We start from the raw sequence: 25,733 nt of genomic DNA, 5'->3' as shown, positions 1-25,733 counted from the left end.
GCAGGAATGGAATACACCCAGCACCTCGAGGACGTCCGACGCCGACAGGAGCGGGTCCGTCCTGCGGACACGCCGCGTGACGTCGTCCACCCCCTGGGCGACCTCACGGTGCCCGAGTACATCGACGCCTGGGCCCGGCAGCGCCCCGACCGGGCCGCCGTGGTCCACGACGACGTCGTCATCGACTACCGCGCGCTCGCCGACCGGCACGCACGGTGGGCCGGCTGGCTGCGGGAGCAGGGAGTAGCCCCCGGGGACCGCGTGGGCGTCCACCTGGGCAACGTTGCCGAGTTCGTCGTGGCCTTCCTCGGGACCCTGCGGGCCGGCTGCGTGCACGTCCCGGTCAACCCGATGTTCCACCACGCCGAGCTCGTCCACGAGCTCGGCGATTCCGGAGCCCGTGTGGTCGTGACGAGCGCGGCGCTCGCGGAGCGGCTCTGCGCCGCGGCCGCGGAGACCGAGGTGCGCACCATCGTCGTCCTCGGGGAAGAGGGGGACCCCCTTCCCTCCGTCGACGGTGTCGAGGTCGTGCGCTGGTCCGAGACAGCCGGGGCCGAACCGCTGCTCGAACCGGCCGGGGACCTCGACGCCCTCGCCGCGCTCAACTACACCGGGGGCACAACGGGCTTGCCCAAGGGGTGCGAACACACCCAGCGACACATGGTCTACACCGCGGTGAGCGCGACGGGGGCCAACGGGCTCGCCGGCCGTGACATCGTCTCCCTGTGCTTCATCCCGGTCTTCTGGATCGCGGGGGAGGACCTGGGAATCCTCATCCCGCTCGTCATGGGTGGCACGACGGTCCTGCTCGAGCGCTGGGACGCGGCGACGGTCGTCAACCTGATCGAGCGTCACCGGGTGACGATGACCGCGGCGACCGTCGAGAGCTACCTCGACATCCTGGAGGTACCCGGGGTGGAATCGCGCGACCTGACCTCCTTCACCGCCCCCATGGCGATGTCCTTCATCCGCAAGCTGACCCCGGAGATCCGACACCGCTGGTCGCAGGTCATCGGTGCGGGGTCGGTCCTGCGGGAGGGGTCCTACGGCATGACCGAGAGCCACACCGTCGACGTGGTGCCCCACGGCTTCCACGAGAACGACCACGACCTGCTGACCGAGCCGGTCTTCTGCGGGCTGCCCGTGCCCGGGACCGACGTGATCGTCGTGGACCCGGTGACCGCCGCGCCGATGCCCTTCGGAGAGGCGGGGGAGATCCTCCTGCGCAGCCCCTCGATCATGACCGGCTACTGGGGCAAGCCGGCCGCGACCGCCGAGCAGCTGCGCGACGGATGGTTGCACACGGGCGACACCGGTTACCTCGACGACGACGGGTGCCTGCACTATCTCGCGCGCAGCAAGGACATGATCAAGGTCAAGGGCATGAGCGTCTTCCCCGCCGAGGTGGAGATGATGCTCGCCGACCACCCCGAGATCGGCTCGGTCGCGGTCGTCCCCGCCGAGGACGCGAACAGCGGTCAGCGTCCGGTCGCCTTCGTCAGCACCCGGGCGGGGTCGTCGCTGACCGCGGCCGCCGTGGAGGAGTGGGCGCGCGGCCGCATGGCCGGCTACAAGGTGCCCCTCGTCGACGTGATCGAGGCATTCCCGCTCACCGACACTGGCAAGATCCGCAAGCCCCTGTTGCTCACCCGCGCGCAGGAACTCGCCGACACCCGGGACTGACAGCGGGGCTCCAACAGCGGCGTCTGCGCTGACGGGGCAAGAGAAGCGCCCGCGGGGAGCAACCCCGATCGCGGCCGGCTCACAGCCACGTCGACCCGCGGACCAGACGCGGATCCCGGGCTGTGCCGCTCGACATCCGTAGTGGCCTCCCCTTGCTCGCCCCGAACTGTCGAGGGGCACGCCAAATGTGACCCTTGACACAACCTGAATCTGGGTTCAATATGAACCTGAATCATCATTCAGATCCAGGAGTTCACATGACTGCACCGGCAACCCCGTCGGACCTCGTGCACGCCAGGGCGACCAGGAAAGCCTTCGTGCGCCTGATGCCCCTGCTGATGGCGGCCTACTTCATGGCCTTCGTCGACCGGACCAACGTCGGTCTGGCCAAGACCTCGCTCGAGATCGACGCGGGGATCGACGCCGCGGCCTACGGGCTCGGGGCGGGCCTGTTCTTCCTCACCTACGCGGCCCTCGAGGTGCCGAGCAACCTCATCCTGCACCGGATCGGTGCCAAGGTCTGGATCAGCCGCATCGCGGTCACGTGGGGATTGATCACCATGGCGATGATGTTCATCTCCAGCCCGATGGTCTTCTACATCCTGCGGCTGCTGCTCGGGGCGGCCGAGGCCGGCCTCTACCCCGGAATCATGTACCTGATCACGACCTGGTTCGCGCAGAAGGACCGCGCCACCGCCGTCGGCCTCATCCTCACCGCCTCGTCCGTCGCCTTCATCGTCGCCAACCCCATCGGTGGTGCGCTCATGAAGATGGACGGCATCGCCGGCCTACACGGCTGGCAGTGGCTCTTCATCCTCGAGGGCATCCCCACCGTCCTCCTGGGCATCTTCATCTACTTCGCCCTACCCAACTCGCCGGCGACGGCGCCGTGGCTCGAACCGGAGGAGGCGCGCGAACTGACCCGCCGTGCCCTCGGTGAGCAGCCGGAGGAGTCGCGCCCCGGCGCGATCATCCGTAACGCGATGTCCAAGCCGTTCCTGTTGACCATCGCGGCGATCTACTTCATGAACCAGATCGCGACCTATGGCGTGGTCTTCTTCGTTCCCTCCATCGTCGAGGCGATGGAGGTCACCGACAGCTTCATGATCGGGCTCATCTCGGGCGTCGTGGGTATCGGTGCCGTCATCGGCGTCCTCGTGGTGCCTCGGGTGCTCAAGCGCAACCCCGGCACCGAGGTGCAGCTCATCGGCATCACGACCGCCGCCGCGATCGCCATGGCTCTCACCTTCATCTCCCTGGAGAACCCGGTGGCCAAGATGCTCGTGCTCAGCGCGACGATGGTGTTCATCGTAGGCGTCCAGCCCCTCTACTGGTCGGTCCTCATGGCCCGACTCGGGGGAGTGGCCGCCGCCGCGGGACTGGCCTTCGTCAACACGATCGGGCTCACCGGCGCCTTCGTCGGACCGTACGCATTCGGCCTCACGGAGAAGGCGACCGGTTCGCCGTCCTCCGGGTTGTGGGTGCTCGCGGGCGCGACCTGCCTCGGCCTCCTCTGCGTTCCGCTCCTCAAGCGCATGCTCGCTCGTCACGACCGCGAACATCCGGACGTGCAGCCGGAGGCCGTACCCGTAGCGGACCGAATCTAGTAGTTGAACTCAAGTTCAGTTGAGCTTACGCTCCGAGAACCGACCTTAAGGAGAGCGCCATGGTGGCCGTCCCGACAGTGACAGGGAGTATCGACTCCGCCGACCTGGGCCGTGTGCTGGCCCATGAACACATCTTCGTACTGGGGGAGGAGTACCGGGAGAACTACCAGGGCGACTGGGACGAGGACGCCAAGGTGGCCGAGGCCGTCGTCGAGCTCGCGCAGCTGCCGACCCTCGGTATCGACACGATCCTCGACCCGACCGTCCTCGGGCTGGGTCGTTACCTCCCGCGCGTGCAACGTGTCGCCGAGCAGGTCGACCTCAACATCGTCGTCGCGACCGGTCTGTACACGTACAACGAGATCCCCTTCCAGTTCCACTACACCGGCCCCGGCCTGCTGTTCGACGTGCCCGAGCCGCTCACGCAGCTCTTTCTCAAGGACCTGCGCGAGGGCATCGCCGACACGGGAGTGCGCGCCGGATTCCTCAAGTGCGCGATCGAGGAGCAGGGGCTGACCCCGGGCGTCGAGCGGGCCATGCGGGCGGTCGGTGCGGCGAGCGCCGAGAGCGGGGCCCCCATCACCGTGCACACCAATCCGCACACCGGGTCCGGACTCGTCGCCCAGCGTGTCCTCGCCGAGGAGGGGGTGGATCTGGCGAAGGTCGTCATAGGCCACAGTGGCGACACGACCGATCTCGACTACCTCTGCAAGGTCGCCGACGCCGGCTCCTACCTGGGCATGGACCGTTTCGGACTGGACGTGCTCCTGCCATTCGAGGACCGCGTGTCGACGGTGCTGGAATTGCTGCGCCGCGGTTACGCCGAGCGGATGGTCCTCGCCCACGACGCGGCGTGCTTCATCGACTGGTTCGACCCCGAGGCCAAGCGTCAGGTGGTCCCGCGCTGGAACTACAGGCACATCAGCGAGGACGTCATCCCGGCGCTGCTCGAGGGCGGCGCGTCGGAAGACGACATCGACACGATGCTCGTGAAGAACCCGCGCGCCTACTTCGAGGGGTAGCCCACGCGCTGACACCGCGTCCGCACCGCGGACTCGGTGTCAGCGGGCCCGGTGTCAGCGAGGGAAGACCGGAGGGCGCTTCTCGACGAAGGCCCGGGCCGCCTCGACGTGGTCGTCGGTCAGGCCGCATTCCTTGTGTCGCGGGACCTCGCCGGCCATCGACTCCGAGAGCGTCTGGTTCGGGGCCTCGCGCAGGTTCCTCTTCATGTGCGCGAGCGTCAGCGCCGGACCGTGGGCCAGGCGGGTCGCGAGCTCGGTGGTCGCCCGTTCGAGCTCATCCTCGGGGACGAGCCGCGTGAGCAGGCCCGCGTCGAGGCAGGCCTGCCCGTCGAGGCGCGGGTTCAGGAGCATCAACTCGCACGCGCGCGCGGGCCCGACGAGCCGGTCGAGCAGCCATGCGACGCCGAAATCGCCGGACAGGGCGACTGCGGCAAAGGCCGTCGCGACGACGGTCCGCGGGGTCCCGATTCGTAGGTCGGTCGCGAGTGCCAGACCGAGGCCGGCCCCGGCGGCCGCGCCGGGGAGGGCAGCGATCGTCGGCTTGGTGAACGCGTGCAGGCGCCCCACGGTGAGCTCCTGGTGGTGCAGTTGCCCGGCGACCGCTTCGGGGTCCACCTCGCTGGCGCCGCCCCCTTCTCCGCCGTTCTCGTCGAATTGCTGGACGTCGCCGCCCGCGCAGAAGGCGCGCCCCGCGCCGGTGAGAACGAGGACACGCACGGCGGGGTCCTCGTCGGCCCGCGCGAGCAACTCACCGAGCCGCTCGATCATCGGCACCGACATCGCGTTGCGCCGGTCGGGCCGGTTGAGCGTGATCGTCGCGATGCCGTCGGCCAGGTCGTACAGGACGTGGTCGGTGTCGGTCATGGGTTCTCCTGCGGTCGTGGTCGTGGTCGTGGTCGTGGTCGTGGTGAGGGAAGTGGACGGGCGAAGGCGAGAGCGGCCGTCAGCGGGAGGACGGCCAGCACGAGCAGGGCGCCGGGGAGGCTGATGGCCTCACCGAGGCCACCGACTGCGGCGGCACCGAGGCTGCCGCCCAGCAGGAAGACCAGAGTGAGCAGCCCGAGCGCACCGCCGCGATGGTGCACGGACACCGAGTCGGCTACGAGTGCGGTCATCGCCGGCTGACCGAGGCCGAAGGCCAGCATGAGCACGAGCGTGGCTGCGATGAGGGCGAGGGCGTCTACCCGGGCGGCCCCGAACGCGGCCAAGACGATCGCCAGGGCGGTGCCGATCGCAGCGAGCAGCTGACTGCGGGGTGCGCCGAGCCTGATGAGCGCCGGCCCGGTGATGCGAGGAGCGACGAGCCCCAGCGCAGCACACGGCAGCAGGAGTATCCCCACTGCAGCGCTCGACCAGCCGTGGGCGGTGAGCACCGTCGGCACCGTGACGAGCATGCCGAACCACGCCGCCGGGAGGCTCGCCGCGGTGAGCAGGCTCCTGCGGGCGGCCGGATTGCGGACCAGCGCGGCGGGGACGACGCCGTGCGGCCGCCTGCGCGAGCGCAGGACCACAGTGGGCGCGCAGACGAGGAGAAGCACCGCGCCGGTGGCCGCGACTGCCGGGCCGAGGGTCGCTGCCTGCAGGGACAGCACGGCGCCGACGGCCGCGCCGCCCACGAGTGCCGCCCCGAGGGGGTCGAGGGTCGCGCCCTGCTGCCGCTCCGTCGGCAGGGCACGCCACACGAGCGGCACCACCAGGAGGGTGAGCAACGGGATGGCGACGACCGGTCGCCAGCCGAAGGGGTCGACGAGCAGCGCCCCGACGACCGGTCCGAGGACATTGATCGTCGCGCCGACTCCCGAGTACGTGGCCATGGCCCGGGCTCGCGAGTCGCCGGTGAAGAGCGCCTGGACCGCGGCGATGGTGAGCGCCGGGACGGCCGCTGCACCCAGGCCCTGCAGGGTCCGGGTGACGACGAGGGCGGGAAGGGAGTCGACGAGCGACCCCGCGCAGGCCGCGGCGAGCATGACCGACATCCCGACGAGGAGGGGTAGCCGGATGCCGAAGAGATCGCCGAGTCGCCCGAACACCGGGCTGCCGACCGCGAGGGCGAGCGAGTAGCAGCTTACGACGAGCGCTGCGCGGCCCGCCGTCAGGTCGAGGTCCGCGGAGATCGCCGGTAGCGCGACGGCGACCGCGGCGCTGCCGAGGCCGGTCACGCCGAAGAGCACGGCGAGCGCGACCGCGAGCGCGCCACGGTGTGGCGTCGGCGGCGGGTTGGCGCTGGAGATGGTGGCTCCTCGGGCGGTGACGACGAGAGGGTTGAACATGAATCTGAATTCAAGTATACCTGTTGTCACCACGAGGATCGAAGGAGCCATCCAATGACACCCACGTCACCGGAGCCGCCCCCGGCCGACGCGCGCCCCGTCCGAGCGTTGCTCATCGACTTCGGGGGAGTGCTCACGGTCCCGATCAGCACCGCCTTCCGCGCGCTGGCCGCCGACGTGGGGCTCGAACCGGACCGGGCGCTCGGCGTGCTCGCCACCCACGAGGGTGCCCGCCGCGCGCTCGTCGAACACGAGGTGGGCCGGCTCGACGACGAGGGCTTCGAGGATGCCTTCGCCGCTGCGCTCATCGAAGCGGGCGGCAGGGTCGAGGCGCGGGGCCTCCTCGCCGGTCTGGCCGCTCACCTCGGACTCGACCTGCCGATGGTCGAGCTGGTGCGCCGGGTCCGCGCCGCGGGCACGCCGGTGGCGCTCGTCTCCAACTCCCTGGGGCGGGACTGCTACGCCCGTGTGGATCTCGAGGAACTCTTCGACGTCAGCGTGGTCTCCGGCCAGGTAGGCGTGCGCAAGCCCTCCCGCGAGATCTACCGCATCGCCTGCGACAGGCTCGGTGTCGACCCGGACGAGTGCGTCCTCGTCGACGACCTCGAGCACAACCTCGCCGGCTCCGCCCGCCTCGGCATCCGCGGCATCCTCCACCGGACCGCCGAAGACACGATCCCCCGGGTCCACAAGGCCCTCTCCCTCCCGGCACCGTCCGGCGCTACCGCCTGACTCGCCCACCTCCAGACAAGGACGACCACGATGCTCGAGCTCAGCCCACGCGGACAGGATTACCGCGACCGTCTCCTCACCTTCATGGACGAGCACGTCTACCCCGCGGAGAGCGTCTACCGCGAACAGATGCGCGCCTCCGGTGACGCCAACCACCACCCGCAGATTCTCGAAGACCTCAAGGCCGAGGCTCGCAGCCAGGGATTGTGGAACCTCTTCCACCCGCACCCCGAGTGGGGGCCGGGTCTGACCAACCTCGAGTACGCGCACCTCGCCGAGATCACGGGCCGCAGTCTCGAGATCGCGCCCGAGGCCATCAACTGCAACGCCCCGGACACCGGCAACATGGAGGTGCTCACGCTCTTCGGCACCGATGAGCACAAAGAGAAGTACCTCGGGCCGCTGCTCGCCGGCGAGATGGCCTCCGCCTTCGCCATGACCGAGCCCGCCGTCGCCAGCTCCGACGCCACCAACGTCGAGACGCGCATGGAGCGCGACGGGGACGAGTACGTCATCAACGGCCGCAAGTGGTGGACGTCGAATGCTCTGCACAGGAACTGCAAGGTCATGATCGTCATGGGCAAGACCGACCCGGACGCCCCGACCCACCGCCAGCAGTCGATCATGGTCGTCCCCGTCGACACCCCGGGAGTCAAGATCGAGCGCGGTCTTCCGGTGTTCGGTTACATGGACCGCGAGGGCCACGCCGAGGTGACCTTCACTGACGTGCGCGTGCCCCGGTCGGCCCTACTCGCCGGCGAGGGCGACGGTTTCATGATCAGCCAGGCCCGGCTCGGCCCGGGGCGTATCCACCACTGCATGCGAGCGATCGGCGTCGCTGAGCGGGCCCTGGACATGATGATCGACCGTGCTCAGTCGCGGGTGACCTTCGGTGAACCCGTGGCCAACCGGGCCAACATCATGGACTGGGTCGCCGAGTCGCGGATCGAGATCGAGATGGCCCGTCTGCTGACCCTGAAGGCGGCACACATGATGGACACCGTGGGCAACAAGGTGGCGCGTACGGAGATCGCGGCGATCAAGGTCGCGGCCCCCGCAGTCGCGCTCAAGGTGATAGACCGCGCCATCCAGGTCCATGGCGGCGGGGGCGTGAGTGACGACTTCCCGCTCGCCCTCTGGTACGCCCACATGCGCACCCTGCGCCTCGCGGACGGCCCCGACGAGGTGCACAAGATGACCATCGCGCGTCGCGAGTACCGCCGGCGCAGCCCCGAGTGGGGCCGGCAGAAATGATCGAGGGCATCGACACGACCGCGATGACGGCGTGGCTCGCCGAACGGGTGGAGGTCGAGCAGCCGCTGACCTACGAGCGCGTGGGCCTGGGGCAGTCCAACCTCACCTACCTCGCAACGGACACCCGGGGCCGACGGGTGGTTTTGCGGCGCCCGCCGATGGGGGAGATTCTCGCCTCAGCGCACGATGTCGCCCGGGAGCACCGGATTCTCTCGGCGCTCGAGGGGACCGGGGTTCCGCTGCCCGCCGTCCACGGGCTGTGCGAGGAACCGGCGGTCTCCGACCGGCCGGTGCTCGTCGTGTCCTTTGTCGACGGGCTCGTGCTCGACGACCGGGCCGACGCGGAGCGCCTGTCGACAGCGGCCCGTCATGCCGTCGGACTGTCGCTCACCGACACGCTCGCGCGCCTACATGCCGTCGACCTCGAGAAGGTCGGCCTGACCGACCTCGCGAGCCACAAGCCCTACGCCGCACGCCAGCTGCGCCGGTGGAGCGGGCAGTGGGAACTCTCCCGCACCCGCGAGCTCGCCGATCTCGACCGGCTGACGACCCGGCTGCGCGAGCGCGAGCCGGCGCCCGGTGAGATCACCCTCGTGCACGGCGACAGCCACCTACGCAACGTCATCGTCGACCCGGACGACGCGCAGGTGCGGGCGATTCTCGACTGGGAGCTGGCCACGCTCGGCGACCCGCTTGCCGACCTCGGGACCCTCCTGGCCTACTGGCCCCAGGCGGGGGACCCGCCCACGATTCGATTCGATGCCTCGACCGTGCCCGGCTTCGCGACGCGAACCGAGCTCGTCGAGCATTATGCCGAGGTGTCGGGGCGCGATGTCTCAGACGTGCCCTTCTGGCACGGACTCGGCCTGTGGAAGCTCGCGATCATCCTCGAGGGGGTTCGCCGGCGGCAGCTCGACGATTCACGCAACCTCACGGCGATGGGGCAGATCCCGGCAGGGTCGGTCGACGAGCTCGTGACCTGCGCGCACGTAGTGCTCGACCAGGCGTCCTAGGCGTACCGACCACGGGGGGCCTTCGGTCGACTGAGCTGACGAACGGAAGACCTCCGTTGCGGCAGTGGGGGAGCGATCACGCTTCCCACTCACAACGGAGGTCTTCGTGGCCCGGGTTCACCCGAGCGAAATACCGTGCCGGGCCCTGAGTGAACAGATCACCTGGGTCAGCCGCGTGCGATCACGCGGAGGCGTCCCGCGCGGCGCCCTTCTCGGTGGCGTCGTCGGCGGTCGGCAGCTCGCCGGAGGCGTTCTCCAGGTGGGCGCGGACGAACCACTGGAACTTCTCGAGCTCGGCGGTCTGACCGATGAGGATGTCCTCGGTGACGGGGTCGACGTCACCGGCAACGGCGATGGCCTTACGGTGGTCGCCGATCATCCCGTCGTACACCTTGTCCAGCGCGCCGAGGTGCGCCTGCGCGGTGTCGCGGCCCAGCGAGTAGTCGTCCCACGACCGGTGGTCGGCGTTGGCGCCGATCGTGCCCACGGGCGAGCCGCCCAGGGTGGCGATGCGCTCGGCCAGCACGTCGGCGTAGCCGCGGACCAGCTCGACCTGCGGGTCGATCATCTCGTGGACCGCGATGAAGTTGGGGCCCACCACGTTCCAGTGCACGTGCTTGAGGGTCAGGTGCAGGTCGTTGCACGCCGTGAGTCGCTTCTGCAGGGTGTCCGCGAGGGTCGCGGAGTCGTCGGTGGACAGTCCGGGAACGGTGAATTGAGGCATGCCCCGAACTTAGCGCCGCCGCCGCAACCGTGCGACCGCCGTGCTCGCCGCGCAGGTCAGGCCCCGTGAGCGCGGTCCTCGGCCCTCGCCGACACCGACCGGAACCGACAGGCCCTCACCGCCCCCGCCCGCGGCCCTCACCGCCCTCGCCCGCGCACCCCGCCGTAGATCACCTGGTGCGTGATGAGCCGCTGGAGCAGCACATCGGACGCCGGGGCGGGGACGCGGACACCGCGGCCGGGCGGGGTGAAGACGATGAGCCCGTCTCGCAGCGGTCCCAGCACCGAGCCCCAGCGGCGCCTGGGTGGCCGGTAGTCGCGCAGGGGCTTGCCGCGGAGCTGCGCGCGGATGTTGCGCGCGACCAGCACGTGACCGCGGTTGCGGGCGGTGGTGCGCAGCGGGTCGGTGGCGGCCACGTCGCCCACGGCAAAGACGTCGCTATGGCCCGACACCTGTAGCGTCGGCTCGACCCGGACGAAGCCGCGGTGGTCAAGCATCTCCGCGGGCAGCCACGAGGTGTTGGGCCTCACTCGGCCGATCGCCCAGATCACCACGTCGGCCGTGGTCGGTGGCTGACCCGTCGACCAGCTCACCGGGTCGGTGGTGAGGTGGGCGGTGTCGTCGTCGTCCCCGGCCGGCAACTCCGCGCGGTGACCTGGGTGCAGGCCGACGCCCAGCTCCTCCAGTCGCGCGCGTACCCGGTCCCAGACGCGGGCGTGGTGGTGAGGTAGCGCGCGGTCGTCGGGGAAGTAAAGGTCTACGGTCTTGCCGGGCCAGCGCTCGGCCACCTGCGCCGCCGAGCTCACCGCTGCCGCGCCGCCGCCGATGATCGCCACCGACCCCGCGCCCGCGACGCGCTCGTGGGGGAGGGTGATGTCGGCGTCCACGCCGCGGGAGTCCCGGAGCGTGGCGCGTCGCCAGAAGCCGTTGGTGACCCCGGTGGCGACGACGACGACGTCGTACGGCACCTCGGCGACGGAGCTATCGCACGCTGCGCCGTCACCTGCTGGGCCGTCCGCTGCCGTACCGTCCGCTGCCGTACCGTCCGCTGCCGTACCGCTGGCGAGCCTCACCCGCACGACCCGGTTCTCGGTATCGAGGGCGGCCGCGCTGCCGTGCACGATCCGCACCCGGTCGAGGCCGCGGAACCGGCGGTAGGCGATGCGGTAGTCGCGCGCCCACGCCTCCGGGCGGGCCAGCCGCAGGCCTAGCTCCTGGCCGCTGACGAACTCCGGCGTGGCCGTGATCCCCACGACGTCGCCGTGGTGTCGCAGCGCGATGGCCGTGAGGACGCCGGTGTCCCCGAGTCCGACCACGACGATCCGGGGGCGGCTCACGCGGAGGTCGTGGTCCGGCTCTTCTCGGGCGGGAGCTTCTTGGGCGGGCGCGGGATGAACAGCGACACCCGCTCCACCACGCGCGCGTACTCGGGTCGCCGCTCGAGGCTGCGTTGCTCCATCATCGGGATGCTCACGGCGAGGAACATCGCCACCATGGCGGCGGTGCCCACGAAGACCCACCACGCGCCGGGCCAGGCCGCCAGCCCGAACAGGCCCATGGAGAACCAGATCCCGCACTCGCCGAAGTAGTTCGGGTGACGGGACCACGACCACACGCCGGTGTCCATGACCTGGCCCGGCTTTCTGGTGGCGATGAAGCGGTGCATCTGCAGGTCGGCGACGGTCTCGAGCGCCAGCGCGGCCAGGCCGACGCCAAAGGCCACGAAGTCCAGCCAGCCGAGCGGCTCACCGGCGCGCGTGGCCACCACGTAGACGGGGATGAGCCCGGCGAACACCTGCAGGGTCGGGAACACATGGATGCCCATGAGGTCGGCCACGAACTCGAAGCGACCGGCCCGCTCGCGGACCATCGGGTAGCGCCAGTCCTCGTGGTGCATGCCGGGGAAGGTGCGGACCCAGTTGAGAGTCAGGCGCACCGCCCACGCCAGCAGAACGGTCATCATGAGCCACCAGCGGACGTCGTTCACGCCCGCGTCGGCCGCGATCCACCAGTAGAACGCCAGCAACGGCGGGATGACCGACCAGAAGGCGTCGTAGAACGTCGAGTTCCCGTAGAAGCGGCTGAAGGCGAATATGACGACGGTCGCGATGAGGTCGGCGATCAGACCGTCGAGCAACAGCTGGCCGGTGCCCGGCCCCCACAGCAGCCACGCCAACCCGGCGCCGATGGCGATGACATAAGCGATCCCGACCCGCAGGAGCGACGCAGCTTGACTCATGTCAGGAAGCGTAATGACCGTTCTTCGCAGGGACCGGAGCAACGGTGAGATGCGGTGGGGCGCTGGTGGGGCCGGGCTCACGGCACGAACCGGTACCCGCGCCCGGCCGGTCTCAAGGATCCACGAACCAGTTGAGAACTCGGGCGCACTGGGACTCGACCGCGACTGTCAGCGTGGAGGCCAGCGTGTGCTCGTCGTCGCGGCGAGGGGGATTCTTGTCGAGTGCCGATCGCAGTGCTGCAGGAAGGTCCGCGGCGTCGAGGTAGATCTGGGCGGTGAGAACGCTCGGGTCAAGCTTGTTGACCTCGGCAAAGGCGAGCCAGTGACGCAGCTCGATCTGGTCGTAGTTGTAGCGGCTCCCGATCTTCATCGCGAGCTTCCGGTGCTTCGGTCCCGGTGCGTACGGGTAGATCGATGCGATGTCGTAGAACGGGGCGAGCCGAGGGCGGCCAGACTCGGGATGGATGATCGCGTAATTCTTGGCGTGGGCGTCGGTAGCGCCGAGAAGAAAGTTGACCGTCAAGGCACGAACGAAGAGCCAGATCTCGTCTTCGAGAAGCAAAGACCGCAGGAGAGAGATGACATCGCCGGGGGAGGGGCCCCCCTCCGACTGGTACTTGGCCGCCGGAGAGACCCCGAGAGCCTGGCACAGATCCTCTTGATGGAGCCGGACGACAGATCCATCCCGTGAGACCAGGCGATCCCAGCGGCGGCTGACGAGGGCGGGGGTTCCCGCGAAATCCACGTAGTCGGTGGAGGCGGTGGGGAGCCCCAACTCGCGAACAGCCGCTAGGCACAGCACCTCGTTGTATGCCTGGCACTTCAGATCGACGACGCCCGGTTTGATGATGTGAGTGGTCGGAATTGCCCCCGTGGCCTGGAACCAGTGACCACCTCGCCGTTGCAGGGCGATCTTCTCCTGCGCCCCGGCGAGGGACCAGTGCTCGCCCCGGGCCTGCCAGGAGGGCTGTCGACTGGTGATGAGACTCCGCAGCCGCGCGCCGATCTCAGATTCGGAGACCGGTATCAGGGCGCCCTCGTCGAACTCGTCGGCCTTGTCAGGAGGGAGGAACTGGACGGCACCCGCGCAATCGCGGCCGACTGCCGCGAGTAGCGAGAAGGCGTTGCCGGTGACCGCATCATAGTGACGTGCGATCTCGTTCCGCGCAGCCTGGTTATCGGGTAGCAGACCGTCGAGAAACGGTTCCACCTGGTCAGGGCCCCACGGCTGCCGCCGGCGCGGCATGGAGAGGGACAGATTGCGCTGCGGGCCGTCGAGGTCGTACGCGAACCAGTGCTTGCCAAGATTGTCCTCTGTCAGGGTGCCGATTCGTTCCCCGGACAGCAGGACGACAAGGTGCTTGTCACTCATCGCTCAGCGTCTGACTCTAGATCGTCAGCATCGGCGCGGGCGAGATGGGCGCTCCGCCTGCGCCTAGCCGCGTCGAGAGCCGCCGGGTCGAGCACGGCGGGACCGGAGGTTGCGGACTGACCGGGGTCGTCCCTCGGTTGCGCCACCGTTCTCTGCTCGGACGTGGTGAGACGGCCGAGCTCGTGGGCGTTCGACTCGGGATCGGGAACGTCGTAGGTCAAGTGGATAGTGACCCCCAGAACGTCGAGCATGGCGAGGACTTTGCCAAGTGAGGCGTTGGGTGTGTGGCCTCCCTCGAAGAGGCTGACCCAGGAACGGGTCAGATGGGCTGCAGCGGCCAGGTCGGCTTGACTCATCCCCGCCGCGAGGCGGGCGTCTCTGACCGAGGTGGCGAGATCGAGTGGAGTACGAGCGCTGGCGGAAAACGTCGCCACATTTCCCCCTTGGACGTTCGTAATATCTAACAATAGTGAGGCGTTAGATAAAGCTAACACAGAGAGTATGTTCGGTAAAGCGAACACTTGTGCCCCGGTTCACGGCACGAACCGGTACCCGCGCCCGGGCTCGGTGACCAGGTGCCGGGGCGGGAGGGGCCGTCGGTCAGGAGGAGTCCTGCTCGTCGAACGCCTCACGGGCTCGCTCGATGGCCGGCAGGTTCGCCGATGCCCAGTCGAGCAGCGCGTCAAGCGGCTCGCGCACCGTCTTGCCGAGGGGAGTGATCCGGTACTCGACCGCGATCGGTCGGGTGGTCAGCGCGCGGCGCTCGATGAGTCCGTTGCGTTCCAGGCGGCGCAAGGTGGTCGACAGGGATTTCTGCGACACGGCCGGAATGGTCCGGCGCAGTTCGTTGAAGCGACTCGGGGCCTCGCACAGTGCGGACATCACGGCCAGAGACCACTTGTCCAGGACGTGAGCGAGCAGTTCGCGGTGCGCCTCGTCGACGGCGACCTCGTGGTCACGCGGGGTCGTGGTATCGGTCATGACACCTAGTCTCGTTGAAGTAACCCGTGGATACCAAGTACACAGTAGCTACCACTAGTTCCCGACTTTCAGGAGAATCATGACAGTCACTGTGTCCAGCCCCGAAGGCATGCTCCCTGACGCCCCGTACCACCACATCGCCGTGGCCACCGGCACCCGCCAGGTGTATGTGGCCGGTCAGGTCGCTCACATGCCCGACGGCTCACCCATCCCCACCGACCTGGCCGGGCAGGTCTCGCAGGCGCTCCGCAACGTCGCCCGCGGGCTGGCCGGAGCCGGGGCGGGCTTCGACGACGTCGTGCGATTGACGTTCTACGTGACCGACTGGCAGCCGGAGAAGATCGGCGAGTTCATGGCCGGCGTGGAGGCGGTGGCCGACGAGATCGGCCTGTCCACTCCCATGCCGCCGGCATCGCTCATCGGGGTGGAGATTCTCTTCGAGCCTGGCGTGCTCGTGGTGATCGAGGCGACCGCCGTTCTGGACTAGTCACGCCCCGGGTCCGACGGGGGCCAGACTCCGACCTACCCCGCCGCGGGCATCGGCGGGGCCGGGGCATGGGTCACGCCGGTGTGGCCGGTGCGCAGGTACTCCACCACGGCGTCGTCGACGATCGTGTTCCCCTTGGCCACCTGCCCGTGGTCGCCGCCCTCGACCGTCAGCACGTGCGCGCCCATGCGCTCGGCAAGTGCGAGCGCGCCGTGATACGGCGTCTGCGGATCCCCCAGCGAGTTGATGAGCAGCGGCGCTGTGGCCAGGCCCGCGTTGTGAACCGCGACGGGCGTAGTGACCGGTGCGGCACCGGCGCAGGCGGCCCCCGAGCTGTAGGTCAGGCCGACGGCGTCGAAGATGTCCCCGGTCACGAACTGCGTCCACAGGAATCCCGGGTAGTCGATCGGCCGCGGGGCCACCCGGTTCTCGTTGCACAACACGGCGGACTGCATGTTCAGCGAGACCACCGCCTCCTCGGGAAGCTCCGGCATCTGGGGGTCCTGCGGCCCGACGGGCGTGCCGTCACGCAGGGACTCCGCGATCACCGGCCACCCCGAGCTCTGTGGGGCCAGGCCGCGGGTCGCGCCGAGCATCGGCGACAGCGCCTGCACCGCGCCGGGCGTGCGGAGCTGGGTGAACAACCCCTCGATCTGCACCCGTAGCGGGCCGGTGAGCGTGACCCCGTCGACGTACTGCTGCGCGAGCGCGCGCCACTCGGGCGGCACGTCGCCGATCCGCGCCGGGGGAGGGGCGAGGGTCGGGGTGGTCCCGGACTCGGCCATCACCCGCTGCGACCAGCGCTCGTACACCTTGAGCGGGGTGTCGCCCAGCCCGTACACGGCGTCGTTGGCGGCGATCCAGTCGAACATCGCCAGCACGCTGCGCTTGTACGGCTCGGTCTGCTCGCGCAGCACGTCGTTCCACATCCAGTCCGGGTGCGCTGCCGAATCCAGCACGACCTTGTCCGTGTGCTGGGGGAAGAGCGTCGCGTACGTGGATCCGAGCAGCGTGCCGTAGGACAGGCCGTGGATGGAGATGCGCTCCTGCCCCAGTGCGCGCCGGACCTCCTCCCAGTCGCGCGCGGTGTTCTCGGTGGTGAGGTGGCGCCAGTAGCCGCCGCTGACCTGCTCGCACGACGCCCGGTGCGCGCCGCCCAGGTTGGTGGCGATCATCAGCTGGTCGGCGCCGTCCATGGGCGCGCAGTGGAGCGGGCCCGCATGCGCCAGCCCCCGCGGCTGGACGCCGATGAGGTCCCACTCGTCCCGCAGGGCGTCGGGCCAGGTGAACAGCTCGTTGTCGTCGAAGTAGGTCAGTGAATCCCCGCCCGGCCCGCCCGCGTTGCCGAACAGCGACCCCCGCGCCGCCGCCGGGTTGCGCGCCGGGAGCTTGGACACCGTCACGTCGATCCGGTCGCCGTCGGGAACCGCGTAGTCCACCGGAACGCTCACGCTGGTGCACACCGCCGACGGGGTCGTGACGGTCTCGGGGCACGGTCCCCACGCCAGCGCCGTGGGCGCCGTGGGCGCAGTGGGTGCTGCCTGGGTGGTCGGTGCGGCTGAGGTGCCGGACTGGACGACGACGACGAGCCCCGCAGCCGCGAGAGTGGCCGCCATGGCTGAGGCCGCGGGACGGCGGGATCGGGGGCGAGGGGTCACCGAGACGGGAGTGTTCATGCTGTGCACTCTGTCATGCGTTCGGGCCCGGAGGGGCGAATGTTGTCGTCGTCCCCTCAGTGGGCCGCGTCACATCGGCAGCGGCGCAGCAGGGTTGGCGTGACTCCGGGGCTGGCGTCGTCGGGTCGGCCTCTCCGGAGCGGTCAGCCGAGGCCGAACAGCCTCCCCGAGAGCCCCAACGCCATGAGCAGGACCACCAGGACGATGATCCCCAACACCACGTAGACCCCGAGTCGGGACCCGGACTTCGTCGGACTCTGCCCGGTGCGTGCGCTGTCCGAGGCCAGGGAGGTGGAATCCGAGTCCGGCGTCTGCGGTCCCGTGGGCGAACCGCCGGCGTCGAGGTCGGGGGAGTCGCTGGGGTCCGGGTCCGGCGGGAGGGAGTTGGCCATGCCCCACCATGGCACGAGCACGGTCCGGCGTGCCGGTGGCGGTGGCTTGAGGAGCGAGAGTGTCGGTCATTAGCGTGGCCGTATGCCCGGGATCACGACGCGGCGTGTGGTCGTCGCCCTCGACTGCCCTGACGCTGCCCAGCTCGCCGACTTCTACGCCGCGATGCTCGGATGGCGAGTCCGATCGGACCCCGCGTACCCGGACTGGGTGGACGTGCTGCCGCCGCAGGGGGAGTCAGAGGCGGTCGCGCTGGGGTTCCAGACGGTGTCCGACTTCCGCGCTCCGACCTGGCCCGACGGTCCGGTCCCGCCGCAACTGCATCTGGATTTCTATGTGGAGTCGATTGCCCAGTCCGAGCCGGCCGTCCTCGCCACCGGTGCGCGGCGGCACGAGCACCAGCCCAGCCCCGACGGGCGATTCGTGGTGTACCTCGACCCCGTCGGGCATCCGTTCTGCCTGTGCGAGGAGTGACGGCGCGGCAAGCCGTGATTCGACCGACGGATAGATCGTGAGTTCGGTGTCGTGCCGCCGGTTGTCTCAGTGCGCCGAGGCCAGGTGCTCCGGTCGGGACTCCAGGTAGTCCAGCGCGTGGTCGTCATAGGTGAAGAGCAGCGCCACGGCGTTGGCGACGAGCAGCAGCCAGGCCGACCACAGCGTCGGGTCGTACACCACGGCCATCAGGGGGACGCTCGCGGCGGTCGTGAGCAGGGGGCGGCTCCAGCGCTCGCCGGCACGCAGTCTCGGGGCGGCCACGACCTGCACCACCATGGCGGCGAACAGGACGGTCGCGAGGGCCCACCCGGTCCAGCCGGGAGCGCCGGCACTGCTCAGGCCCGCCCCGGCCCCGCCGCGCGTGACCTCGCCGACGCCCAGCCCCGCGACCAGCGACAGCGCGTCGGTCGCGGTGATCACGCCGGCGATAATGATCGTGGTGAACAGGCCACAGAACACCCAGATCCAGGATGCGATCGAGACGGAGAGTGGTCTGTTCACGTGGGGTCCCTCGGGTCAGCGGCCGGGCCCGGGTGGGGCGAGCCTGGTGTAATAGCTCCTATCCTCTGACGGGGTCGGGTTGTCTCGATAGAGTGCGGCACACCTGATTTTTGCTGCGCCGCAGCGGCGCTCGTGGCCCCGGACCCCTGGGTGAGCCCGGTCGCTGGCGATGCGAGCAGGCGGACGTGGTGCCCCCCCGGCGCCCCGACGCGGTTGGTCTGGAGGTGGATCTGGTGCCCGCGTGGAAGAAGGATCGCGCGGTGCTGCGTGCGGACACCGTGGCCCGTGCGGTCGCCCTGTGCGTCGAGACCCGACGCGGTGTGCTGGTGGTGGGGCCGCCGGGCGCGGGGGCCAGCCGATGTGCCGCCGATATCGCCGCCGGACTTCGCGCGGCCGGGGTCCGGGTCTCCGTGTGGGACAACCTGGACCGGGCCGCCGCTCGGAAAACGCTGCCCGACGGGGCGGTGGTGGTGGCCTCGGCCCGGGTGGGTGCCGCACTCCCGGAGTGGAGCTGCGAGGTGGTGACCGCCAGCACGACGCGCCTGACCTTGCGCAATCTCACGCGCGGCGGGTCGGAGGCGGCCGTGTCGGCGGCTGTGGGGGTCCCGATCTCGGCACGACTGGTCGAGGCGCTGTGGACCTGTTCTCACGGCAACCTCATGGCGCTGCGCGCCACCTATGACGACCTCGCGACCCGCGGGCTGACCCGACGGATGCGAGGTCGTCTGACCCTGACGGTGGACCCGGCCACCGCGGTGGCGGACGTCGCCGTGGATCCCCAGCTGTGGATCGGCGGAAGCGGAACCGGCCCCGGCGGCGTGGACCCCATGACCGACGCCCTGACCACGGTCGCACTCGCTCGGCGCCTCAGCGTCCCGGACCTCGAGGACCTGCACGGCTGCGACGTGGTGAGTGAGCTGTTGGCCCGCGCGCTCGTGGTCGAGGGCCAGCATGACGGGGCGAACGTCCTCGCCGTGCAGCCGCCCGTCCTGGCCGCCGCGCTCCGCGACGCTGCGGATCATCGCCGTCGGCGGGAGACCTACGACGCCGTCCTCGAGCGTCCGGGAATCGTCCCCCCGGACCCCAGCGTGGTGCTGTGGGCGCTGGCCAACGTGCCCGCCGCGCAGGCCGCCACCGCCGCGCAGGCCGCCACCTCGCAGGCCACCGCCTCGCAGGCCGCGACCGCCGCGCGGTCCGCCACCACAGCCTTGGCCGCCGCCCGTGCCGCGCTCGACGCCAACGACTACCGGACCGGCGTCGAGTTGTCCCAGGCGGCCAGGCGCGCGGGAGTGGTGATGACGCCATTGCAGCAGGCCGAGTTCGACCTGATCGCGGGGTCGTGCCTGCGGCTGGCGGACAGGGTGTACGAGGCGGCCGAGATGTTCGAGCGATCGCTGGAGTGTCTGCGGGCATCGGCCGGGCACCGTGGCGACGACGACGAGCCGGGTGGGCCCGAGTTCACCAGGGTGCTGCTCGACAACGTGGCGGCCCGGGCCGACCTCGCGCAGTACCGCGATCGGAGTCCGGAGAACTCGCTGGCGCTGATCGAGTCCGCTCACGCACTCCTGGCACCGGGTCACCCCGGGCACTCGGTACTCGACGCGTTGACCGTGGTGCACCTCAGCTATGCCGGGCGGTACCGCGAGGCCGTCCGGGCCTACGACGAGATCCACGAGCCGCGGTTCGACGGCGTTCCCCGCGAGCCGTGGGCCGTCGCCGACCCCCTGCACCCCGCACCCCTACCCGTCGAGTGGGAGTGGCGGCTGGAGGCCATCTACGCCATCGCACTGGACGCCCTCGGGCAGTCCGACACCGCACTGGCCGTCCTGCGGCGGCTGGCCCGCCGAATGCGCACCGTGGATGCACACGCACGGTCGACGGAGGAGTACCTCGCCGCGTGGATGTACGTGGTCCTGCACGGTTTCGGCGTCACTGCGCTGCTCGCCGAGCTCTCGCCCTTCTTAGCTGCCGAGCAGGACGACTCCGTTCGCCTGGGTCCCGGTCTCCGCCGGGTCGCCGACGCGGAGATCGCCCTGGCCGCCGGGGACCTGTCGGCGGCGGTGGCCGCCGCGTCCGATGCGATCGACACCATCGAGGTGGACGGCCCCGAGGAGTACCTCTCGCGCGCCCTGTCCCTGTGCGCGCTGATCGCGGCCCTGTCCGGTCGAACCGCCACCGCGAAGGAGAAGCTGCGGCGCCTCCGAGCGGTCCCCGGGTACGCCAATTCGCCGCTCGGGCCGGAGATTCGAGGTGCCGAGGCAGGGGTGTTGTACTGCTTCGGGCGGTTTGCGGAGGCCCGCGATATCGTCCGCTCGCTCATCGACGAGGGGCAGCTGGGCGCCGCTGCCCGCGCGGCCCTGGCCGGGGTGTTGGTGGCCGATACCGAGAGCTGCCGGATGGTGTCCGGGCTGGAGGTCAGTGGTGAGGTGCCGGTGCTGTTGCGGGACATCGCCGCCGACACACTCGCCAAGAATCCCCGGCGGCTTCTCGATGCCGCCCAGCGTGCCCGCGGCGTCGGTTTCCACCTGGTCTCGGTGGCGGTTGCCGACCGCGCTCGTCAGCTCGCCACCCCGGGTTCGCAGCACCATATCCAGGCCGAGCGGATGATCGCGACCACAGAGATCGGCGGAGCGCCGGCCGATCTGACCGGTCTCGGAGGCTCCGCGCCCGGGGTGCCGTCCGGCGTCACACTGACCCGGCGAGAGTCCCAGATCGCCGATCTCGTGGGCCAGGGTCTGACCAATGCGGAGATCGCAGCCGAACTCCACCTGTCCAAGCGGACCGTGGAGGGACACCTCAACCGGATCTACACCAAGACCGGCACCCGACTACGAGGGTGACCGAGAGACCGAGTCGAGGTGTGAGCATGCGTCGGTCACAGAGGAATCCAGCGCCGGGAAGTCCAGCGCCGGGGAATCCAGCGCCGAGCGATCCGGTCCGGGGCGATCCGGCCACCTTCTGCGAGGCGCCCGCCGCCTACATCGTGGAGACCTATTTCGTGCTCCGGATGGTCATCGCGGCCGGTGCGCTCATCCTCCCGGCAACCCTTCTCCTGTGGGTGGCCCTCGACCCCGGCGTGTCGATGATGGGCTCACTCAGTGCCTTCTACTACTCGCCGGCCCGAAGCCTCTTCGTGGGGATACTCGTGGCGATTGGCGTCGCGTTGGTGGCCTACCGCGGCTACACCGGAGGGGAGAACGCGCTGCTCAACGGAGCCGGGATCCTGACCATTGTGGTGGCGTGGGTCCCGACGGGGGACTCGTCTCTGCCCGGGCTCACCGTGGCGGGTGTCGTCCACGCGGCGGCCGCGGTGGGATTCTTCGTCCTTGCGGCGCTGTCGATCTTCTTCTACGGGCAGGAGACCCTCGGATCCCTGCCGGATCCGAATCTGCGGCGCAGGTACCGCGTGGCCTACCGGGTTCTGGCCGTACTGGTCGTGGCGTTCCCGGCCGCGGCGGTTCTGGTCGCCTGGGTGGTGGGGCCGTCCGTGGCCCTGTTCGCCGGGGAGGCGGCGGCGCTGTCCGCGTTTGCTGCGTTCTGGCTGGTCAAGACCTATGAGCTCTCGCAATCCCATGCCGAGTTGAGGATCGTGTGAGCCAGCCGATGCGGCCCTTCACAGACACCGCGTCGCTCGCGGCCGTCGCGCGTAGGGTCGCGACATGACGAGTCTTGTCTTTCTCCCCGGCCTCCACGGCGACGCGCAGACCTGGGCCCCGGTCGTTCGCGCCCTGCCTGACGACCTGCCCGCCAATGCCCTGGACCTGCCGGCCGAGCCAGACCTCGACACGCTCGTCGACGATGTGGCCCGCCAGATCGCGACGGGCAGCGTCGTCGTCGGACACTCCCTCGGCGGCGTGGTGGCCATGCACCTCGCCGAGCGTCACCCGTCACTGCTGGCAGGACTCGTCCTGGTCACCGCGCCCGTGGGCACCGAGGACCCGCAGGCAGCCGCGGCGCGCGCCGCCCGAGCGGCGGACCTGAGTCCAGAGGAGTACGAGGAGATCGCCCTGGACGGCATGGAGGCGGTGTACTTCGGCGACCGCGGCCACGACCCGCAGGTGCGGGCCGAACGACTGCGCGCGGCGCGCGGATACGGCCCGGCGCGGTTCGCCGCCCACTCTGTGGCCCTGGGTGCGCGACCGGACCGCGGTACCTTCCCCGCGCAGGCGCCCTGCCCGGTCCTGATCGTGGGAGCGTCACATGACCAGGTGGTGGCCACCGAGGAACAGCGCAGGTGGGCTGAGGGGAACGGTGCCGGGGGCGACAGCGCGGACGCCCAGGCGGTGACCTACGTGGAGATACCGGAGACCGGGCACATGCTGCCGGTGGAGACGCCTGAGGAATTGGCCACCGCGATCAGCGACTGGTGGCGTCGCACCGAGGCCTGATCCGGGCGAGGCTCGGGTCGTCGAACTCGAGTTCCTCGCCGCGATCGCCCGGACGGTCTAGAGTTCTTCCCCAGAAGGCGGGGTGGTCGTCAATGGCTTCTCGGAATCGACCGTTGTCCCAGAGATCCGTCGCGCCGGGGGACAGGGCGAATCGCGCGTTGAGGGAGCTCGACGACCAGGTCTTCTCGGACGTCGTCCTGCGGGAAGTGCATCGTCGCAGCGCGTTCGGCCGGGTCGCCGGGCAGATCGACAGGGCCGTAAAGACGGTCCGGGCTCCGGAGGTCGAAATGCTCCGGGGACCCGCGGCACCACGTGCCGGAGGTGGCGCCACTGCCGCTCGTCGTGCCCGTGCTGTCGCGGTCTCAGTCTCGCGGGGTGCCGCAATGCAGGTGCCCGTGATGTGCTCGGTCGAAGCGGCTGAGGCCCTCGCGCGGCGCGGAGTGTTGTCCGAATCCACCGCCGCCGACGCACTGCGGACGTTTGCGCGAGACGGTCGCCTGATCGCGCTCCGGGGTGACCGGAGATGGGTGTACCCGCGATTTCAACTGGACCACTTCGATCCGCGCGACCCGGGCAACATCATCTGCGCGATCAACCGGGTGCTGGACGCCGGTCGCCACCCGGACGCTGCGACCGCCTGGTGGACCCTGCCGTCGGTCGCCTTGCCCGGCCAGCGCCCGCCCGTCGACCTCCTGGGAGAGGATCACGACGCACTGCGGCAGCTGGCGTCGGAGTACGCATCCGGAGCCGATCGGTGACAGGTGCGCGTCCGATTCAGCGGGGGAGTTGCCCGTCGTCGATCTTGATGACGGTCCCGGTGACCGCCTCCGACTCGTCGGAGGCGAGGTAGAGCAGCGTGGAGTCGAGCTGTTCAGGGACGCCGAGCCTCCTGCGCGGCAACCCGGGCGCGATGTCGCCGACCCGCTCGAGCATCCCGTCGGTCATCTCCGACTCGAAGACCCCCGGCGCGATGGCGTTGACGTTGATGAGATCGCGCGCCCACTCCACGGCCAGGGCTTCGGTCATCCGACTGAGCGCCGCCTTGGTGGTGGCGTAGAGCGCGGCCCCGTTGCCCGCGTAGTGGTACGCGGCCATGGAGGAGATGTTGACGATACGGCCGGGCAATTCTGCCGTGATCAACCGGCGGGCCACCCCGGTCGCCATGAGCCACGGGCCACGGATGTTGGTGTCGAGTACCGCGTCCACGAGCTCCAGGGGCATCTTGTGCGCGCGCTGCGCATCGGGGATGCCGGCGTTGTTGACCAGGATCCCGGGAGCGCCGAACCGCTCGGTCACCTCGGCGAGGCAGGACTCGACGGAGGCCGGATCGGCGACGTCGAGCCGAACGCCGTGCGCAATGCCTCCGCGTCGGCCGATCTCCTCCACGACTTCCGCGATCCTCTCGGTGCGGCGCCCGGTCACGACGACCGTCGCGCCCGCGTCCGCCAGCACATGGGCGAACCGGGCACCCAGGCCGGAGGTCGAGCCGGTGACGATCGCGACGCGACCGGTGAGATCGACAGAAGTCATGGGGAGTCCTCTCCGAGGTGGGGTGTGGCGGTGGAGCTGGTCAGATGATGCGGTGAGGCAGTGAGGGAAGTAGCTCAGGTGAAGAGGTCGGGCAGGCCGTCCGAGACGCGGTCCGGGAAGTCCGGCTCCTCCTTGGCCAGGAACGCGGAGACGCCAGCGCGGACGTCGGCGGACGTGCCGCGGGTGTAGATACCGATGGACTCGGCGCGGTGGGCCACCTCGGGGTCGGAGGCGCCGAGCATCCGCCACATGAGCTGGCGGGTCAGCGCCGCCGACACCGGGGCCGTACCGCGGGTCAGCTCGCGGGCGATCTCGATGCCGCGGGGGAGGACCTCGTCGGCCGGGAGCAGCTCACGCACCAGGCCGCGCTCCAGGGCCTCGCCGGCGAGGATGGTTCTGCCGCCGACAGTCCACTCGACCGCCGTGGAGATGCCCACGATGCGGGGCAGGAACCACGTGGAGCACGCCTCCGGCACCAACCCTCGTCGCGTGAAGACGAACCCGAACTTGGCGTGGTCCGCGGCGATACGCACGTCCGTGGGCAGGATCATGGTCACCCCGACGCCCGCGGCCGAGCCGTTGATCGCCGAGATGATCGGCTTGGTCATCCGGAAGATGCGTAGCGAGACCAGGCCGCCAGTGTCGGGCGGGGCGTCGCCGGTGTCCTGGCCGGGATCGACGGCGAAGGTGTCGCCCCCGCCCGAGATGTCGGCCCCCGCGCAGAACGCCCGCCCGGTGCCGGTGAGCACCACGGCCCGGATGTCGTCGTCGACGTCACAGGCGTCGAGAGCGGCGACGAGGTCGGTGAGGTTCCGCGTGGTCGCAGCGTTGAGCCGATCGGGGCTGTTGAGCCTGATCACGGCGACATCGTCGTGGCGCTCGATGACGACCTCTCGCTGGTCGGCTGCGGTCTCGGGTGCCTGGTCGGGCGAGGGCTGCATGGTGACGGACGCTACCCGCGGTGGCGGGTGGTGGGGCCGGGATCCGATACTGACCGGCTGCGCATACTGGCCGGCGGCTCGGCGGGGAGGACCCGGGGTCAGCGGTTCGGGTTGGTGGCCGCGCCATCGAGCCAGAGCATGTCGGTCGCGTCGGCGTGTGAGCCGGTGGAGCCGACGTGCTTCGAGCTGATCTGCGACCCCTTGGTGATCACGTGGACGAGCGCCATGCCGTGGCCGCGGCCGAGGCCGTAGTCGTTATTCAACCACTCCAGGATCGGCCCGGCCTTGGTGCCGGGGCCGAAACCGCGTTCGGTCGCCTGATCCACGAGTTGCCGCGGCGTCAGCCCGGTCTTGGTTTCGATGGTGTCGAGATACGCCTGGAAGGACATCGGATTCTCCTCTGATCGATAGGCGGCGGGGTGATGGGT

The 25,733-nt window shown here is 70.0% G+C and carries 26 protein-coding genes; 12 read left to right on the top strand and 14 right to left on the bottom strand.

Annotation, left to right across the window (positions count from 1 at the left end; genetic code table 11):
• The first annotated feature begins 6 nt into the window (after positions 1-6).
• The 3 genes from H483_RS35075 (at position 7) to H483_RS35065 (ending at position 4,312) form a co-directional block, all read left to right on the top strand.
• Positions 7-1,683, top strand: a complete 1,677-nt coding sequence (locus H483_RS35075; protein WP_017838054.1) for an AMP-binding protein — start codon at positions 7-9, stop codon at positions 1,681-1,683.
• Positions 1,684-1,940: 257 nt separating this feature from the next.
• Positions 1,941-3,290 carry an MFS transporter gene (locus tag H483_RS35070; protein WP_042330090.1) on the top strand — a complete coding sequence of 450 codons (1,350 nt, stop codon included), beginning with the start codon at positions 1,941-1,943 and terminating at the stop codon, positions 3,288-3,290.
• A gap of 59 nt (positions 3,291-3,349) precedes the next feature.
• Positions 3,350-4,312, top strand: a complete 963-nt coding sequence (locus H483_RS35065; protein ID WP_017838052.1) for a phosphotriesterase — start codon at positions 3,350-3,352, stop codon at positions 4,310-4,312.
• Positions 4,313-4,366: 54 nt separating this feature from the next.
• Here H483_RS35065 and H483_RS35060 read toward each other — a convergent pair whose 3' ends face one another.
• Positions 4,367-5,176, bottom strand: coding sequence for an enoyl-CoA hydratase-related protein (locus H483_RS35060; protein WP_017838051.1), 810 nt, complete (start codon positions 5,174-5,176; stop codon positions 4,367-4,369).
• Complete coding sequence (locus tag H483_RS35055; protein ID WP_017838050.1) at positions 5,173-6,582, bottom strand: MFS transporter; 1,410 nt, start codon at positions 6,580-6,582, stop codon at positions 5,173-5,175. The genes H483_RS35060 and H483_RS35055 overlap by 4 nt, the downstream gene beginning before the upstream one ends.
• A 54-nt stretch (positions 6,583-6,636) precedes the next feature.
• Here H483_RS35055 and H483_RS35050 point away from each other — a divergent pair, with 54 nt between their 5' ends.
• Genes H483_RS35050 through H483_RS35040 form a run of 3 tightly spaced genes read left to right on the top strand, consistent with a single transcriptional unit; the run spans position 6,637 to position 9,581 of the window.
• Positions 6,637-7,314: an HAD-IA family hydrolase gene (locus H483_RS35050; RefSeq protein ID WP_017838049.1), complete on the top strand. Its 678-nt coding sequence runs from the start codon at positions 6,637-6,639 to the stop codon at positions 7,312-7,314.
• A gap of 30 nt (positions 7,315-7,344) precedes the next feature.
• Positions 7,345-8,568 (top strand): acyl-CoA dehydrogenase family protein, encoded by a 1,224-nt coding sequence (locus H483_RS35045; RefSeq protein ID WP_017838048.1) that lies wholly within the window; start codon positions 7,345-7,347, stop codon positions 8,566-8,568.
• Positions 8,565-9,581: a phosphotransferase family protein gene (locus tag H483_RS35040; RefSeq protein ID WP_017838047.1), complete on the top strand. Its 1,017-nt coding sequence runs from the start codon at positions 8,565-8,567 to the stop codon at positions 9,579-9,581. The genes H483_RS35045 and H483_RS35040 overlap by 4 nt, the downstream gene beginning before the upstream one ends.
• Before the next feature lie 181 nt (positions 9,582-9,762).
• On the opposite strand, the gene H483_RS35035 is transcribed toward H483_RS35040, so the two are convergent.
• From H483_RS35035 to H483_RS35010, 6 genes are all read right to left on the bottom strand, one after another.
• On the bottom strand, positions 9,763-10,305 hold the full coding sequence (locus H483_RS35035; protein WP_017838046.1) for a Dps family protein: 543 nt from the start codon (positions 10,303-10,305) through the stop codon (positions 9,763-9,765).
• A 137-nt stretch (positions 10,306-10,442) separates the two neighbouring features.
• The gene (locus tag H483_RS35030) at positions 10,443-11,642 is read right to left on the bottom strand and encodes an FAD-dependent oxidoreductase (protein ID WP_017838045.1); all 1,200 of its coding nucleotides are present in this window, start codon (positions 11,640-11,642) and stop codon (positions 10,443-10,445) included.
• Positions 11,639-12,544 carry a DUF1295 domain-containing protein gene (locus H483_RS35025; protein WP_017838044.1) on the bottom strand — a complete coding sequence of 302 codons (906 nt, stop codon included), beginning with the start codon at positions 12,542-12,544 and terminating at the stop codon, positions 11,639-11,641. Before H483_RS35025 ends, H483_RS35030 begins: the two co-directional genes overlap by 4 nt.
• 112 nt (positions 12,545-12,656) lie before the next feature.
• Positions 12,657-13,916, bottom strand: coding sequence for a type II toxin-antitoxin system HipA family toxin (locus tag H483_RS35020; protein ID WP_017838043.1), 1,260 nt, complete (start codon positions 13,914-13,916; stop codon positions 12,657-12,659).
• Complete coding sequence (locus H483_RS35015) at positions 13,913-14,350, bottom strand: helix-turn-helix domain-containing protein (protein ID WP_152428041.1); 438 nt, start codon at positions 14,348-14,350, stop codon at positions 13,913-13,915. The genes H483_RS35020 and H483_RS35015 overlap by 4 nt, the downstream gene beginning before the upstream one ends.
• Positions 14,351-14,516: 166 nt before the next feature.
• Complete coding sequence (locus H483_RS35010; protein WP_017838041.1) at positions 14,517-14,897, bottom strand: helix-turn-helix domain-containing protein; 381 nt, start codon at positions 14,895-14,897, stop codon at positions 14,517-14,519.
• Between the two features lie 79 nt (positions 14,898-14,976).
• Here H483_RS35010 and H483_RS35005 point away from each other — a divergent pair, with 79 nt between their 5' ends.
• Entirely contained in the window at positions 14,977-15,384 is a 408-nt protein-coding gene (locus H483_RS35005; RefSeq protein ID WP_031265139.1) for a RidA family protein, read from the top strand.
• Positions 15,385-15,419: 35 nt separating this feature from the next.
• On the opposite strand, the gene H483_RS35000 is transcribed toward H483_RS35005, so the two are convergent.
• Both H483_RS35000 and H483_RS34995 read right to left on the bottom strand, forming a co-directional pair.
• Entirely contained in the window at positions 15,420-17,060 is a 1,641-nt protein-coding gene (locus H483_RS35000; RefSeq protein ID WP_031265138.1) for an alpha/beta hydrolase, read from the bottom strand.
• Between the two features lie 143 nt (positions 17,061-17,203).
• Positions 17,204-17,452, bottom strand: a complete 249-nt coding sequence (locus H483_RS34995) for a DUF6480 family protein (protein WP_017838038.1) — start codon at positions 17,450-17,452, stop codon at positions 17,204-17,206.
• 82 nt (positions 17,453-17,534) lie between these two features.
• Between H483_RS34995 and H483_RS34990 the strand changes: the two genes are divergently transcribed.
• Complete coding sequence (locus H483_RS34990) at positions 17,535-17,924, top strand: VOC family protein (protein ID WP_017838037.1); 390 nt, start codon at positions 17,535-17,537, stop codon at positions 17,922-17,924.
• Between the two features lie 66 nt (positions 17,925-17,990).
• On the opposite strand, the gene H483_RS34985 is transcribed toward H483_RS34990, so the two are convergent.
• The gene (locus tag H483_RS34985; protein ID WP_017838036.1) at positions 17,991-18,446 is read right to left on the bottom strand and encodes a hypothetical protein; all 456 of its coding nucleotides are present in this window, start codon (positions 18,444-18,446) and stop codon (positions 17,991-17,993) included.
• Positions 18,447-18,631: 185 nt separating this feature from the next.
• Here H483_RS34985 and H483_RS34980 point away from each other — a divergent pair, with 185 nt between their 5' ends.
• The 4 genes from H483_RS34980 to H483_RS34965 all read left to right on the top strand — a co-directional run bounded on the left by H483_RS34980 (position 18,632) and on the right by H483_RS34965 (position 23,592).
• A complete protein-coding gene (locus H483_RS34980) occupies positions 18,632-21,286 on the top strand; it encodes a helix-turn-helix transcriptional regulator (RefSeq protein ID WP_017838035.1) in 2,655 nt (884 codons plus the stop codon).
• Between the two features lie 167 nt (positions 21,287-21,453).
• Entirely contained in the window at positions 21,454-22,041 is a 588-nt protein-coding gene (locus tag H483_RS34975; protein WP_238556372.1) for a hypothetical protein, read from the top strand.
• 64 nt (positions 22,042-22,105) lie between these two features.
• Entirely contained in the window at positions 22,106-22,834 is a 729-nt protein-coding gene (locus H483_RS34970) for an alpha/beta fold hydrolase (RefSeq protein WP_017838033.1), read from the top strand.
• A 383-nt stretch (positions 22,835-23,217) separates the two neighbouring features.
• A complete protein-coding gene (locus H483_RS34965; protein ID WP_017838032.1) occupies positions 23,218-23,592 on the top strand; it encodes a hypothetical protein in 375 nt (124 codons plus the stop codon).
• 16 nt (positions 23,593-23,608) lie between these two features.
• Here the strand turns inward: H483_RS34965 and H483_RS34960 are convergent, their stop codons facing one another.
• The 3 genes from H483_RS34960 to H483_RS34950 all read right to left on the bottom strand — a co-directional run bounded on the left by H483_RS34960 (position 23,609) and on the right by H483_RS34950 (position 25,694).
• On the bottom strand, positions 23,609-24,364 hold the full coding sequence (locus tag H483_RS34960) for an SDR family NAD(P)-dependent oxidoreductase (protein ID WP_017838031.1): 756 nt from the start codon (positions 24,362-24,364) through the stop codon (positions 23,609-23,611).
• 74 nt (positions 24,365-24,438) lie between these two features.
• Positions 24,439-25,305 carry an enoyl-CoA hydratase-related protein gene (locus H483_RS34955; protein WP_017838030.1) on the bottom strand — a complete coding sequence of 289 codons (867 nt, stop codon included), beginning with the start codon at positions 25,303-25,305 and terminating at the stop codon, positions 24,439-24,441.
• Positions 25,306-25,403: 98 nt separating this feature from the next.
• On the bottom strand, positions 25,404-25,694 hold the full coding sequence (locus H483_RS34950; RefSeq protein WP_017838029.1) for a DUF4287 domain-containing protein: 291 nt from the start codon (positions 25,692-25,694) through the stop codon (positions 25,404-25,406).
• Positions 25,695-25,733 lie beyond the last annotated feature (39 nt).

Source organism: Dietzia sp. UCD-THP (assembly GCF_000349585.1).
Lineage (GTDB): Bacteria > Actinomycetota > Actinomycetes > Mycobacteriales > Mycobacteriaceae > Dietzia > Dietzia natronolimnaea_A.
This window is presented reverse-complemented; position numbering and strand designations above follow the sequence as displayed.